Genomic DNA, 14,182 nt, shown 5'->3' with positions numbered 1-14,182 from the left:
ATCGGCCAGACCAAGTCGGCTGATGCCCCTGTTGTTCCTTATTGCTTGTTCAGAATAATCTTGGCAAGCTTCACCAGGTCCGCGATGTCGATCTTTCCATCTACAGCGATGTCATACTGCTTGACTTGCTCCCAATCCGGGCTTTTATCCGTCTTACCGTAATTTTTAGCCATCATTGCCAGGTCGCCGACACTGACCTTGTCATCATTATTGAAGTCGCCTACCGCAACTGGCGGCTTCGTGCGAATCTGCAGCGTATGCTCCGCTCCGTCGACCGGGATATCAGGGCCTTGACCATCGCCCAGAGAAACCTCGGTCACTTGTATCGTCGTTGCTCCGACTACATTTTTAGCCTGGAACTGCAGCTTGAGCACATTGCGGTTCGGCTGAGTCTGGGAATCCTTCAGATTCGTACCGATAATACGTATCCATCCCGTGCCTTGGTCACCGCCGACAATGACAAATTGCTCCTCATCCAGCGACACTGGCTCTCCAATCAGTTGCAGCTTATCTGCATCATATTTGATCGTGATGTCCTGAGCGTATACATTATGCTCTACTTGCTTCAGACCATAGACCAGTTCGAAGGTTTGGCCTACGTTCACCGTCTGTTCACCCGTCAGCACTGCCGAGCTGGAAGCTTCAGCCTGTGGCTTTTGCGGATAGAGATCGAAACGGTCGAATGCTGGCGCATATTGGTTAGGCACCGAAGTATATGGCTTGAAGTTTTTAGGGTCACTTCCGCCGTATGGGTTGGAGCCACCGTTATACGTGTTATTGTTAGAGAAGCGAATCGTATTCTTTCCGGCTTTCAATTCTACATCGATCGTCTGGGTCGCAAATTGCTGCCAGGAGACCGTATTTTTGAAGTAGACCGTTTGCGGCTCGGCGCCATTGATGCTGATCTGTGCATAGCGCTCGACCACATCCGGGTTATAGGCATGCGTACCCGCGCTCTCCCCATTCGCATACGTTACAACAAGCTTATAGAATCCATCCTCCGGCACGTCGATGTCTTGAATCTCAAGATAGCGTTCAGCCTTGTCATAGGAGGTAATGCCGTTCACATATTTGCCGCCCGATGCATACTTCGCGTATTCGTCGCTGCGCACCAGAGGCAGCTCCGAACCAGCCGGAGTTCCCGAGATGAATGCGTCCTCGGCCTCAATCGAGAAGATCGCATTCTTGTTAACGAAGGAAGCATCGACATAATCCAGACTTAATGCCGCGCTAGACTTCACATCAATCAGGTTGATCCCTGTGCGCAGGAACATGCGCAGGGTTGCCTCATTCCACTGTCCATTCGTATTCACAACCGGGATATCTGTGACCTTCTTGCGGTCATGGCTCAGCGAGATATTGCCCGCGCTTGCCGATGCATAGCGCAGCTTCACATCATACATGCCATCGTCCAGCACGCTCACAACGAACCGTGTATTCGCATCGCTGTCCTGGCCGTAGCCCGTTACATAGCCTGCGCCTTGGAAGCCCTCGATGCTGCTGCCTCTGGACAGTCCCTTCGCCGCATCATATTCAGCGAATTCCGCTTGCACCCGATAGCTCGGGGCTGCGCCTATCCCGCCATAATAGGTTAACTCGATCGCATCCAGCGTGGATTCACCCTGACCGACTTCACCATTATCCGGGTTGTACTTGCTGATGCTAAGCGAATGCTCTCCTTTCTCCAGATCAACAAACACGGTGTTGCCGCCTAGCAGCTCTAAGCTGTAGTCTGCGCGCAGTACGGCCTTGAAGGCCGGCTTCTCATCAATCTTGATGAACCACTCCGAATTGATGCGCTGATTGACGTTGCCAGTATTCGACTGGTTGCGCAGGCTTGCTATCCCTCCGCTGCCGCCAATCATGTCCAGACGATAGCTGCCGTCTGTCGGCACCGTAATATTCGTCCATTTCACTACACTATCCTGGTTCTTGATACCTTGCACATATTGTCCGTTCGATGCCGAACGGCCAGTGCTCTTACGCGGGTAATGGTCAACTAAGGATACACCTGTGCGCACCTGCGCCTCTTCCGCCTCATAGCGGCTGAACCATACCTCTTGCGATGTAGATTGGACGGCTGGGGTAATGACTGCAAAGTAAGCGGAGGTATAATCATCCAGCTTCACATCCAGCGTTACTGCCCCATTCTTAACCGCGTAGTTGCGATCGATAATTTGTGTCGGCTCCACCAGGAAGCCCGTCAATCCGGTATAACCCGCATGCCATACCGTCACATGCACTTGCTCGGCTCCTGCAAGGAAGGCAGGGCTGTTCGCATTGCCAGTCAGGTTGTTGAAGACGATCTTGCTGTCGCCTTTCGTACCGCCGAATGCGAAGCTCACCTGCTTCTTGTCATCCTGAATGGAGGACAGACCATACAGGCCAGGACCATACGGATCATTATCATTGCGGGAATTAGCGACAGCCACCTTGCCCATGTCGCCGCCGATCATATCTGCATACCATTTGTACAGCCACCATGCGCCGTTCGGCTCGTTCTGCCCTGCGAGCAGAGAACCATAGGAGTTCGATGTATTCCAGTATGGAAGCATACTGTTCATCTTCAGCTCATCATAACGGGCGATATAGTTGATCAGTGAGCCGCCCACCGCAATCTCTGAGGTTTGCGCATACTCGTTAATATCAACCTTGAGCGGGAACGGAAGCGGACGATCCGGATACAGCTCCTTGTAGCGCTCCGCGGACTTCGCCTCTACTGCCCGGAAGGTCGTAATATTGGATGCTGCCTGGTTGAAGGCTTTGTCCCAGAGCATATGCCAGCTGATGATTTCCGGCAAGCAATCATTCTCCACACAGTACGGTACGAAATCCTCGAACACTCTGGATCCGTATTGTGTCAGGTTCACCCCGGAAATAACAGCGCCGGGATCAAGCTCCTTAATTTTCTTCGTGACTGCTAGCCAGTCGCTGTTCAATACTGCTCGGGAGCTTTTGCCCGTCTGATTATCTGCCAGCAGTTGTGGATAACGGGTATTATTCTGCTCCGGCTCGTTGAACGGAATATAGATGAACTTCTCATCCGGGTTCTGGCCTGGATGCTGGGCGGCCCATTGCTCCTTGAATGCCTTGACCGCGGTCACAACCGGAATAACAGCCTCGTTAATGTACTCCTCCGCGGTTCTGGATGGATAATACCAATGCTGGTAATAATCCTGCATCACGATATTGACCGCTTCGCCGCCTGCCTCGAAGAAGTAATCCGCTACTCTGAGCGCATCGCCTGTCGCATGCTGGATGCCATTAGGCGGTTTCTGAGAGATATGCGAAGGCTTGATCGGAAGCAACAGGTTGATGTCCGGCACATTCGGCTCGCTCACTGCATACAGCGCGCCTGCCGCACCATGGAACACCTGGCCCAACGAACGGTCAGCTACATCTACCGAGATGCTCGCTGGTCTTGCCTGTCCCGCTCCATCATGCTTCGTCTCCTCATACAAGGCGCTTATTTGCTCCGCCGACAGTTGGACATTATAGAGGCGAATATCATCGAACTTGCCGCGAATATCGCCATCGGATTTGTACAACGATCTGCCGAATTCATTGAATTTCAATGCATCCAGATAGTCGCGATCAAAGAGACGCTCCAGCGTGCTGGCAATCGTCGCTCCGGATGTACTGGTTGTAGTTGCTATGCCGTTCACTGCGACCGGCTTGCCGTCCAGATACAGCGCATAGCTTCCGTCCTTCTTCATCGTCACCGCAATATGCTGCCATTTGCCTCTGGCTGGATTGCTGCCCCAGACAATATCTCCCTTATAGCTTGCAACTGCGCTTGTATTCGTTCCGGTATAGATGCGGTTATTGAATGCCCCACCGCCCGCAATGACTATAAATTCAGGGTCTTGCCATCCACTCACACCACTTTGGGTGAGCCCTTTTTCTGTAATTGTAGAGGACAACAGCCGTGTATAGCCGCTGGCCGACTGATCAATATTGGCCCATACCGAGAAGCTCAGCTCCTCTGACACATTCTTGTACATGTCGCCAGGCAGCTTCAGCCAGCCGGTACCGTTGCCGCCACCGGACAAGGAGAGCACCTGACCACGCAGGTCATCGTTGACGACAGCAGCACTCCCCTGTAGCTGAGCTGCTTCTGCGCTCTCTCCCGGCTTCACGGTATTGGTCACAGAGCCACTGCTCACCTGTCCTTGATCGAACTCCCAACTGTACAGGGGGGTAGTTCCAGCCGTAACATTCACCGTGAAATCCTGGGCGGCTACTTGCGGCGACGGTTGATCCTCAACCGTGGAAGCGCTTGCCATTGTACTCGGAAGCATGATCGACATGGCCAGCATGGCGATCATCGAACGCTTAAGATAGGATCTCAAAATCGTCTCACCTCTTAGATTTTTTTCGTCTTCATACATAGGATAAGTCAATCTCGCGTTTTAGGACATTCAGCATTTTTACTGCTTCCTGTCCCTTTCTTTACGTCCTGCATGCGCCATCTTGCCCCCGCCGGGGCGATGTTCATTTTTTTAGGGTTTCTATCCTTTTTTGAACCGACATTGCATGCGCTAGCGCTCCAGAACATCCTGCCTTGCATCATCAATGGCCTTCTGAATGATGGCCAGCGCCTCCTCCAGCTCCGCACCTAGCAGATACTGGTTCACCCCCTCCAAAATCTTGACCTGGAGCGTCTCTGTCGAGACCGAGTGCGGCCAGAAGGTAACCGCGTCCTTCCGTGTCACAACGGCGGCCAGCTTCTCGATGCTTGGATGCTCTGCTTCATAGTTCACCACAGACGGGACGGCCAGTGCGCCCAGCGCCAGCTTCTCCTGATTCACTCGCCCGTTCATGAAGGCCACAAATTGCTTGGCCTCCTCCGGGTGAGCAGTCGTCGCATTAATGACCCGGTAGGTGCCGATATTGATATTGGGCACCGCCCGCTCGTCCCCAGGGACAATCATGAAGCCCAGCTCCATATTCGGGTTGCGCTCCATCAGGCTCGGAACATCCCATGTTCCCGCGGCAATCATGGCCGCCTTGCCCTTCCCGATCAGATCCTTGGATTGCTCATGCTTCAAGCTGAGCCACTGCTCGGGGATATATCCTCTCGTCACCAGTTGCTTCGTCTTAACCATCGCGTCGACGAAGATCGGATCCGATGCCTTCACCTCGCCGCTCTCCAGCTTGGCCGTCCAGGCCGCATCAGCGCCGTTACTGGACAGGATGGAGCCGAAGATGAATTGCGGCACCCACCACTCGGAATCGAGCGCGACGGGAATAATACCCTGATCACGCAAGGTTTCGCATAGCGCCATGAACGCCTCCCACGTCTGCGGCACCTCCAGGCCAAGTCCCTCGAACAGCGTCTGGTTGTAGATGAGCCCATCGCTATGCATGACCTCTGGAACCCCGTATATTTTGCCGCCTATCGTAACAGGCTCCAGAGAGGAGGGGAGAAAGTCCTTCAGAAACTCCGAGCTTGTGAGATCGAGATAGATGTGCTCCCCCAGCATCAAAAATTCGTTGAACAGGCTGGGCGACCACGTATCGAACACATCCAGCTTCTCGCCGCCCAGCAATCGAGCCTTGATGCCGGCCGTGTAGTACGTATTCTGAATAAAGTCCGTCTCAATCTTAATATTGGGATACAATGCTTCAAACTCCTCAATCGCCTTGTAATACGTTCGGCCCGCCTGCGCCGTATCCAGCAGATAGCTGGAGTACCGCAGTGTCACCTGCGGCTGCTCCTGCTTGACCTCCACAGCACTCAAGCTGCCGCTCCCCTCCTGATCACCGATGATGCCGCTAGCGGACAGACAGGAAGGGAGCAGACAAATCGCCGCGACCAAGAGGCTTCCCCAGACAGATCGTTTCACACAGATTCCCTCCTAACGGCCTTCGAATCGGGTTAATTGCGGTACTCCTCCGGGCTAACACCGACAACCTTCCTGAACATCCGGCTGAAATACGAGTAATTATGGTAGCCCACCTGTTCTGCTATCTCATACACCTTCAACTGTTTGTTCTCCAGCAGCAGCTTCGCCTTGCTGATTCGAACACCAATCAGATAATTGACAAAGTTCGTTCCGGTCTCTTGCTTGAAGATCCGGCTCAGATATGATGGATTGACATTAATCTGCTTGGCTACGCTCTGCAATGAAATATCAGCGTTATAGTACCGATCCATAATGCGGATCGCCATATTGGCATACGTCTGCTGGTCGCCATTTTTATGCTCGCTTTCAAACAGCCCCATTATGTAACGATGTACAAGCTGATGAATTTCATCCCAGGTTCCTTCCTCCAGAATCGTCTCGTACAACGACTTGTCATCGGCAAGATAGCGCGAGCGCAGAGTGGTGGTAAAGTAGGAATTGGCGTACTCGATCAAGGATACATAGATGCTGCGAATATCCTCCTCGCTCTCCTGTGCAAGCTCAAGCCGGATGTCTTCCAGGAACGTCTGCAGCCGCTGCACGCTTTTGCCCTCGATGATCAGTTGATACTCCTGCTCCTGCTTGCGGCTGAGCACCAGGCCACGGCTCGCCTGGGCGGGATACCGCTCCATCTCGTCGAAGAACAGCACCCGCCCCGCTCCGGCGTAGAAGCGCTGCTGCAGGGCAAGCGTAGCCTCCTGGTAGGCGAGCTTGATGTAGCGGTATCCGCGCACAATCGTGCTCACCCCAACCGTAAGCTGCACATTCATGAAATCCTTCAGCGAGCGAATGATCTTGCCGCACAGCTTCTCAATATCCGAGCGGGCGTCTGCGCCTTTGCTGCTCGTATTCATCAGCAGCAGGTACTCCGATGAGCTCTCCACCACGATCTCACGGCTCCACCTGCCGGGGATGACCTCCTCCAGAATGTTAACAATGGAGAAGCGCAGCAGCTTCTCGTCCTGCTCCACATACTTTTTCTTCAGCTCATCGAATTGCTCAATCTTCAGCTTGAGCATGAACATCTCCTCGGGACGAAGACGAATGTTCAGTGGCCCGGCCTTGGCCGCAATGTCCTGTTCGGATTGCAAGCCGCTGATCGCCTCCTTGAACAACGCTTCCTTCAGGTAGGCCAGACTCTGCCGATAATCCGCATCCGGCAATTGCCCCCCAGACTGCGGCTGGATGCGATCAGAGAGCTGCTGCCGGATTCTTCCCAGCAACTGCACGAGGCTGTCCTGCTTGATCTCGCACTTGATCAGATAATCGGAGGCGCCTAGCTGCATCGCTTCCTTCACATAACGGAACTCATCGAAGTTGCTCAAGATGACATAGGTGCACTTCGGCAATACCTTGCCGGTCTCCCGGATCAGCTCCAGCCCATCCATCACCGGCATCCGAACATCGGTAATAATCAGGTCGGGCGCAACCTTCTCCGCAAGCTCCAACGCCTCCTTGCCGTTGGAGGCTTCCCCTGCGATCTCGAAGCCATGCTCCTCCCACTGAATCATCGATCGCAGGCCGATGCGCATAAGAAGCTCATCGTCAACAATTATCAGCCTTAACATGAACCTCGCTCCTCCCTTTCAGATCATAAGGAATCGTAATCGTGAAGGTCGTTCCCTCATCCTGCTCGCTTGTGAAGGTGATTCCGTATTGCTCCCCGAAATAGAGCTGAATTCGTCGATGGACGTTGCGCACGCCGATCCCGTAAGACTGTCCCTGCCGAGCCGCCATGCTTGCCTTCAGCGATTGAAGGGTCTCCTGATCCATGCCGCTTCCATTGTCAGCGATCTGAATATGAAGCTTCGTTGCCTCCTTGAAGATGCGAACAGTAATGAGACCATCCTCCTCCGATTCACCCAGCCCATGAAAAATCGCATTCTCAACGATTGGCTGCAAAATCAGCTTGGGCACGCGATAATCCAGCAGCTCCTCATCCACCTCGTAGACCATCTCAATCAGGTTGTAATATCGTACATTTTGAATCGTCATGTAATGATCAATATTGTCCAGTTCCTCGCGTATGGGAACCATAGACCCCTCATATCGGGCAGCATATCGCAGCAGGGAGATGAGCGCCTCTGTCATATCCACGATCTTGTCGGCACGCTGCATCGAAGCAATCCACTTGATCGTTCCCAGCGTATTGTAGAGAAAATGCGGGTTAATCTGCGATTGCAGCGCTTGAATCTCCGCTGTCGCCTTCTCCGCCTCCTCCTGATGGATGCGCTCGACGAGCTGCTTGAGCTCGGTAGACATCTGGTTGAAGCGATGGGACAGCAAGCCGATCTCATCACGGGAGCTAATCGCCGGCAGCCGCTCGAACTGCCCCTTCTCCACCAAGGTCATGTTGCGCATAAGAGCCTTGATCGGCCTGGTAATAACCGTCGAGGAGTAAAAAGAGAGCAGCACTGAGAATCCGAGCATCAAGGCGGCCAGAATGATTAGGTTTTGCTGCAAAATATCGCCCTCGGCCGACACCTCATGTAGAGGCATATAAAAATACGTCGTCCACGGCAAATATTGAAAGGAGCTCTTCGCCATAATATAGTCGGTCGTGCCGGAACGGATAACACCTCGTTCCCTGGCTGCGCCTTCACCGCTGGTCGTATCAATCGGCAGGAGGCTCTCCGAGAAGGGACGCCCGATCAGGGAGGTGTCCGCATGATAAATAATGTTCTGCCGCTCATCTAGGATCGCAAACCGGGAGCGCAAGCCCTCCTGCAGCAGATCATTGATGATGTTGATGAAATCTACATCGATGCTCACCACCATCATGCCGATGAGCCTGCCATTATGAATATCGAAGATTTTGCGCGCCTGCAATATCGCCAGATGGTTCTCCGTCCGCACTTGCTTGTCAGACCTCGTACTGAGCGTCGTAACCTTGTCCTCCGATTGCAGGAAGCGCTGGAACCATTCTTCATTGACCGCCCTGTAGTTGTAGTCGATCGGATGGTTCGAGCTGATATAGATGTCCTTGCCGCCATTCAGATTGTAGATGTAGACGGAGAAAATGCGATCCTTGAGCAAAATATAATTCATCATCATCCGGTACACGATGCTTTCATTCAGATCATCGCTATTACGGAGGAAATCCTGAATCGGATAATCCTCGTGTGAGGAAGCGGATACATAACTGTTCATGCCATAGCTGGCAACAAGAGATAGCTTCTCGATCTCCCGCAAATACTCCCCAATACGAATTGTAGACTGACTGGCAATGTCCAGCAGCAAATCTGAATATTTACGCTCCAGCAGGCTTTGAGAGGTATAATAGGAATTAATAGTAATCGTCGATAGAGGGATAATAATGCCGCACAAAAAAATGACGATGAGCTTCGTCTTAATACTAATAAATTGCAGGCTTCTTATCATACAAATCACAACCTATGTCAGGTTATTGAGTAACGGCAGGAATACAGGTAGGACATCGCCAACACAATCATTGCGGCATGCCCCTTCTCATCATATTCCTCATGCACTGGATCGTCAATATGTATTCTGGATTCAAATGATATAAAGGCCCGCACGTGTCCACTATCCCAAGTGGCAACGTGCGAGCAGCGATAACTGACTATAACTTACCTCCAGATGTAGCAATACCTTCCACAAATTGCTTTTGAAATACAATATAGATCAGCAGCATTGGCCAGATCGCCAGCACGGATGCCGCCATCAGCTCGGGATAATTAACAGAGAAAGCACTCTGAATCTTGGCTAGCGCCGATGCCAGTGTCGCCGCATCGGTCCGCGTATTAATAATAAGCGGCCACATCATATCCTTGAAGGCGAACAGTGCGGTGAAAATCCCCAGTGAGACGAGACCGGAGCGGGTTAGCGGCAGCATCACCTTCACGAAGGTCTGACCGATATTACACCCGTCCAGCTTGGCGGCCTCCTCCAGCTCCTTGGGCAGATTCAGGAAGAACTGCCGCAGCAGGAAGGTGCCGAATGCACTGACCAGGCCCGGGAATACGAGGGCAAAGATCGTATTGCGCATATCAAGCGCGTCCACCATCAAGTATTGCGGAATGATAAAGAGCTGTGTCGGCACCATCATCTGAAACAGCACGATCCCGAACAGGAAGCCCCTCCCCGGAAATTCCAGCCTGGCGAAGGCGTAAGCGGCCATCGCGCTGAACAGTATAGAGCACACGATGCGCAGCAGCATCATCGCCAGCGTATTGAAGTAAAATGCCGAGAACGGACTCTGCTTCCATACCTCTGCGTAATTCTCCCATCTCCATTCCGAAGGGAAGATCACGAACGGATTCATCGATGTCGACTCCGTCACCGTCTTGAGCGAGGTGAGCACCATCCACAGAAACGGCAAAATCATGATACAAGCCCCTATAACCAAGCATGTGTAGGCTGCTGCTCGCGCAGCTTTACCGCTCTTCCCCATGTTGATCTGCCTCCTACATATAATTGACCCATTTCTTCTCGGCCTTGAGCTGGAAATACGTAATAATCATAATGATCACGAGTAGCAGCACGACGATCGCTGAGCCATAGCCCTTGTCCATGTACTTAAAGGAGCTGTTGTAGAAGAGATAGACTAGCGATACCGTGCGGTCATACGCCGGATTGGTCACATCAATCATCATATAGATCACGTCGAATACTTGCATCGACTGGATAATCGTCGTCACGAATACGAAAAACAGCGTCGGCGTCACGAGTGGCAGCGTTACGACCCAAAATTGCTGCAATCTGCTCGCTCCATCAATATCGGACGCCTCGTAGAAATCACGGGGAATCTCTTGCAGACTTGCCAGCAGCAGAACCATATTGTAACCGATAATACTCCAGATGCCGATGATGGCGATCGCTATTAGAGCGACCTGTGGATCCGTTGTCCACTTGACAGGCCCCAGACCAAGCTGAGCTAATACATAATTGATTAATCCAAATTGCGGATTGTAGAGCCACTTCCATACCATGGTGACAGCAGCCGGAGCCGCGATCATCGGGATAAAGTAAATGGTGCGAAATACAGACTTACCTTTGAGCTTTCCATTGAGCAGCACAGCGATCACCATCGCGAAGGCTATGCTGAGCGGGACGACGAGCAATGTATACAGCAGGGTATTGCCGACGGCATGCCCGACCTGAGCGTCCCCGAGCATTTTCACATAGTTATCCAACCCGACGAATTGATTTCCCTTGCCGAAGTCGCCACTCTTGAACAGGCTGAGATAGACCGTCTGGAAAATCGGGATAATATTGAGGACGATTAGTCCGATCATCGTAGGCGCGACCAGGAACCAACCCCATAACCACATATTGAGCTGGCTTTTCGACACTTTTTTTCGGCTGGTTATGTTCATCTGTTTCTCTCCTACTAAATGACGGTAACCTCGCAGGGTTACCGTCATTTGGATTGTTTTAGCCAGGGCGGCAGTCGTTCATGCCTGATGCTTACTCCGCCGCAAGCGCCTCATTCATCGCAGCCGCTGCTTTCTTCGCTGCTTCTTCAACCGAGACTTGACCCATGAATGCCGGCTTGAGCGCCTCATATGCTTTGTCTTCCCAGACAATCGTTGTGTTCGAGTATGGACGAATGACACCGTAGCTCACCATATCGACGAACGCTTTGACATTGAAGGTTTTGTTGGAGGAGATCCATTGCTCTGCCGTTCCTTCATAAGCGGAGATGGCAACACCCAACTGTGCCTGTCTCTCCTGACCTTCCTTGGAGCCGAGGTACTCGACGAATTTCCACGCTTCCTCTGGGTGCTCTGTATTATGCGCGATCGCATTCGCCAGGCCGTTGTAGATGGAGGCTTGACGCTCCTTCTTAGGCAGCACCGCAACATCAAAGTTTTTGGAGATGAATTCGTTGGCTGTGAAGCCGGACAGGTTCCACGAACCGAACAATCCCATCGCAACCAATCCATTTTGCAGCGCTTCGCCACGCTCGGCATCTCCATAGATTTCCGGCGACAGTCCTTCGCGAACGAACTTCACGTAGTAATCCAGTGCTGCAATTGTTTTCGGATCATCATATCCGGATTTTTTGTCATCGGTAATGATGGTTCCGCCGTTTTGATAGACGAAGTTATAGTAGCCTTCCTGATTGTGAAGCGGCGCCAAAAAGCCGTAGACGCCATCCTTGGTCAGTGTCTTCGCTGCGTTGTACAGATCATCCCATGTCCATGTCTCATCCGGGTAGGAGAGCTTCGCTTCATCGAACAAGGTCTTGTTGTACCACAGACCGATCGTATCAAAATCCTTCGGCACCCCGTATTGCTTGCCCTCGAAGTTGTAGATCTTCACAATGCCTTCCGGGAACTTGCTCATATCCACCTTATCGCTGGAGCTGATCTGGTCGTTCAGGTTCATCAGCATGCCATTGGAGGCATAACGGTAAATTTCGTTGGAATGCATCCAGAATACATCAGGCAGGGAACCGCCCGTCGCACCGGCCTCTAGCATCGTCCAATAGTCCGACCAGCCAACGACCTCAATGTTCACCTTGATCCCTGGGTTAGCGGCTTCGAACTCATCCGCCATCGTCTCCAGTCCTTTGGCCTGATTGGAATCCCACACCGCATAGCGCAGCGTAACGTCTCCTTTATTGGATGCGGCGCCCTCATTATCCTTTTGGGTCGTGTTGGCGGGCGCTGGCGGATTCTCCTTATTGACCGCTCCCTGATTTTGAGTTGAACATCCTGCCAACGCTGTCACGCCCAGAATAACGGTAAGCATGAGCAGCATCATTTTGTTTTTCATACCATGCAAGCCTCCCTATGCCATTTGTGTACTGTTTGCTCTTTTATCTTAGGCGATATGGAGAAAGGTTGAAATCAACGCATTTTACAAATCCTGTACCTTTCTTTACTCGCTGCGCCAGCAGCTTTGGCGCGACAGTTTCCAGGGACACTTCTTTTACTTTTGACGTTCTTTTTTTGACTACTCGCCCGGTGTCGCTTCCGCTCTCCCTCCTGCTGCGAAGGGTCGCGGAGCGAGCAAATACAACATGAGTCCATATCAAAGCAACCTCAGACCATATTCCAAGGGGGAAATTTATGATTTAATCCATAATAGTAAGTCATACAATCCGCCTGCATCAGGCAAATGAGAGGATGTTGCTTCATATGAATCAATCCAGGCCGCTAGGACTTGTCCCTGCCATGGGGTGGAATTCATGGAATACGTTCACCTGGGATATTAATGAGCAGTTGATTCGGGATGTCGCTGACCGGTTCGTGTCCGAGGGCTATAAGGATGCCGGGTATGAATATGTCGTGATCGATGATTGCTGGAGCTTGAAGGAACGTGATCCGAACGGCAATCTCGTCGCCGACCCGGCCAAATTCCCCAGCGGGATGAAAGCGCTTGCCGACTATATTCATTCCAAGGGGCTGAAGTTCGGGATGTATTCCTGTGTGGGGACCCATACGTGTGCCGGGTATCCGGGCGGGTTCGAGCATGAGTTCCAGGATGCGAAGCGGCTCGCGGAGTGGGGCGTCGACTTCCTGAAGTATGACTACTGCTTCAAGCCGCGCCATATGTCTGGAGAATTGCTGTACAAGCGGATGAGCCTGGCACTCAAGAACTGCGGCAGGGAGATTCTGTTCTCCGCCTGCAACTGGGGAGAGGATCAGGTCTATAGCTGGATACGGGAATCCGGCGCGCATATGTACCGCTCGACCGGAGATATACAGGATAGCTGGGAATCGATCAAACGGCTGGCGATCTCGCAGCTCGACAAGCAGTGCTACACCGGCGCCTTCTGCCATAATGATATGGACATGCTCGTGGTCGGCATGTACGGCGGCAGTAACAATGGCTTTATCGGCAGCGCTATCGGCGGCTGCACCGATACCCAGTACAAGACCCACTTCTCGCTGTGGAGTCTGATGGGCTCGCCGCTGATGATCGGATGCGATATTCGCCAGGCGAATCCGGCCACCAAGGATATTCTGCTGAACCGCGACCTCATCGCGATTAATCAGGATGTCGAAGGCCGCGGAGCCTATCGCATCAAGCCTGAGCCGCAATGGTTCCATACCGATGATGTCTTCATGCTCGTCAAGGTGCTGACGGACGGTGATCTGGCGATCGGCTTCTTCAACCTGAGCGATGACCAGCGGGAAATCTCGCTCCAGTTCTGGGATCTCGGCCTTCCTTATGCCTCAGGCTTCTCTCTGTCACTGTACGATTGCTGGACACATCAGGAGCTGGGCACCTTCCGCGAACGGTACAGCCCGGTCGTTCCAGCCCATGACTGTCTCGTGGTTCGGGCCAAGCTGGTGAAGTAA

At 52.5% G+C, this 14,182-nt stretch carries 8 protein-coding genes; 1 reads left to right on the top strand and 7 read right to left on the bottom strand.

Annotation, left to right across the window (positions count from 1 at the left end; all coding sequences use genetic code 11):
* Positions 1–38 precede the first annotated feature (38 nt).
* From ACY1JZ_RS07765 to ACY1JZ_RS07735, 7 genes are all read right to left on the bottom strand, one after another.
* A complete protein-coding gene (locus ACY1JZ_RS07765; protein ID WP_462628747.1) occupies positions 39–4,352 on the bottom strand; it encodes a cohesin domain-containing protein in 4,314 nt (1,437 codons plus the stop codon).
* A 189-nt stretch (positions 4,353–4,541) separates the two neighbouring features.
* The gene (locus ACY1JZ_RS07760; protein ID WP_462628746.1) at positions 4,542–5,849 is read right to left on the bottom strand and encodes an ABC transporter substrate-binding protein; all 1,308 of its coding nucleotides are present in this window, start codon (positions 5,847–5,849) and stop codon (positions 4,542–4,544) included.
* A 32-nt stretch (positions 5,850–5,881) separates the two neighbouring features.
* The gene (locus tag ACY1JZ_RS07755; protein WP_270165544.1) at positions 5,882–7,477 is read right to left on the bottom strand and encodes a helix-turn-helix domain-containing protein; all 1,596 of its coding nucleotides are present in this window, start codon (positions 7,475–7,477) and stop codon (positions 5,882–5,884) included.
* Complete coding sequence (locus ACY1JZ_RS07750; RefSeq protein ID WP_462628745.1) at positions 7,455–9,290, bottom strand: sensor histidine kinase; 1,836 nt, start codon at positions 9,288–9,290, stop codon at positions 7,455–7,457. Before ACY1JZ_RS07750 ends, ACY1JZ_RS07755 begins: the two co-directional genes overlap by 23 nt.
* A gap of 199 nt (positions 9,291–9,489) precedes the next feature.
* Positions 9,490–10,320: a carbohydrate ABC transporter permease gene (locus tag ACY1JZ_RS07745; protein WP_270165548.1), complete on the bottom strand. Its 831-nt coding sequence runs from the start codon at positions 10,318–10,320 to the stop codon at positions 9,490–9,492.
* Positions 10,321–10,333: 13 nt separating this feature from the next.
* A complete protein-coding gene (locus ACY1JZ_RS07740; RefSeq protein WP_270165550.1) occupies positions 10,334–11,245 on the bottom strand; it encodes a carbohydrate ABC transporter permease in 912 nt (303 codons plus the stop codon).
* A gap of 91 nt (positions 11,246–11,336) precedes the next feature.
* Positions 11,337–12,650, bottom strand: coding sequence for an ABC transporter substrate-binding protein (locus ACY1JZ_RS07735; RefSeq protein WP_270165552.1), 1,314 nt, complete (start codon positions 12,648–12,650; stop codon positions 11,337–11,339).
* A gap of 365 nt (positions 12,651–13,015) precedes the next feature.
* Between ACY1JZ_RS07735 and ACY1JZ_RS07730 the strand changes: the two genes are divergently transcribed.
* Complete coding sequence (locus ACY1JZ_RS07730) at positions 13,016–14,182, top strand: glycoside hydrolase family 27 protein (RefSeq protein WP_462628744.1); 1,167 nt, start codon at positions 13,016–13,018, stop codon at positions 14,180–14,182.

The organism is Paenibacillus sp. J5, assembly GCF_054955055.1.
The sequence above is the reverse complement of the archived record's forward strand: the minus strand, read 5'-3'. Positions and strand labels throughout refer to the sequence as shown.

Coding starts and splice junctions, on each gene's coding strand:
- ACY1JZ_RS07755 (WP_270165544.1), bottom strand. CDS start 7,477: ATGTTAAGGCTGATAATTGTTGACGATGAGCTTCTTATGCGCATCGGC.
- ACY1JZ_RS07735 (WP_270165552.1), bottom strand. CDS start 12,650: ATGAAAAACAAAATGATGCTGCTCATGCTTACCGTTATTCTGGGCGTG.
- ACY1JZ_RS07740 (WP_270165550.1), bottom strand. CDS start 11,245: ATGAACATAACCAGCCGAAAAAAAGTGTCGAAAAGCCAGCTCAATATG.
- ACY1JZ_RS07730 (WP_462628744.1), top strand. CDS start 13,016: ATGAATCAATCCAGGCCGCTAGGACTTGTCCCTGCCATGGGGTGGAAT.
- ACY1JZ_RS07745 (WP_270165548.1), bottom strand. CDS start 10,320: ATGGGGAAGAGCGGTAAAGCTGCGCGAGCAGCAGCCTACACATGCTTG.
- ACY1JZ_RS07750 (WP_462628745.1), bottom strand. CDS start 9,290: ATGATAAGAAGCCTGCAATTTATTAGTATTAAGACGAAGCTCATCGTC.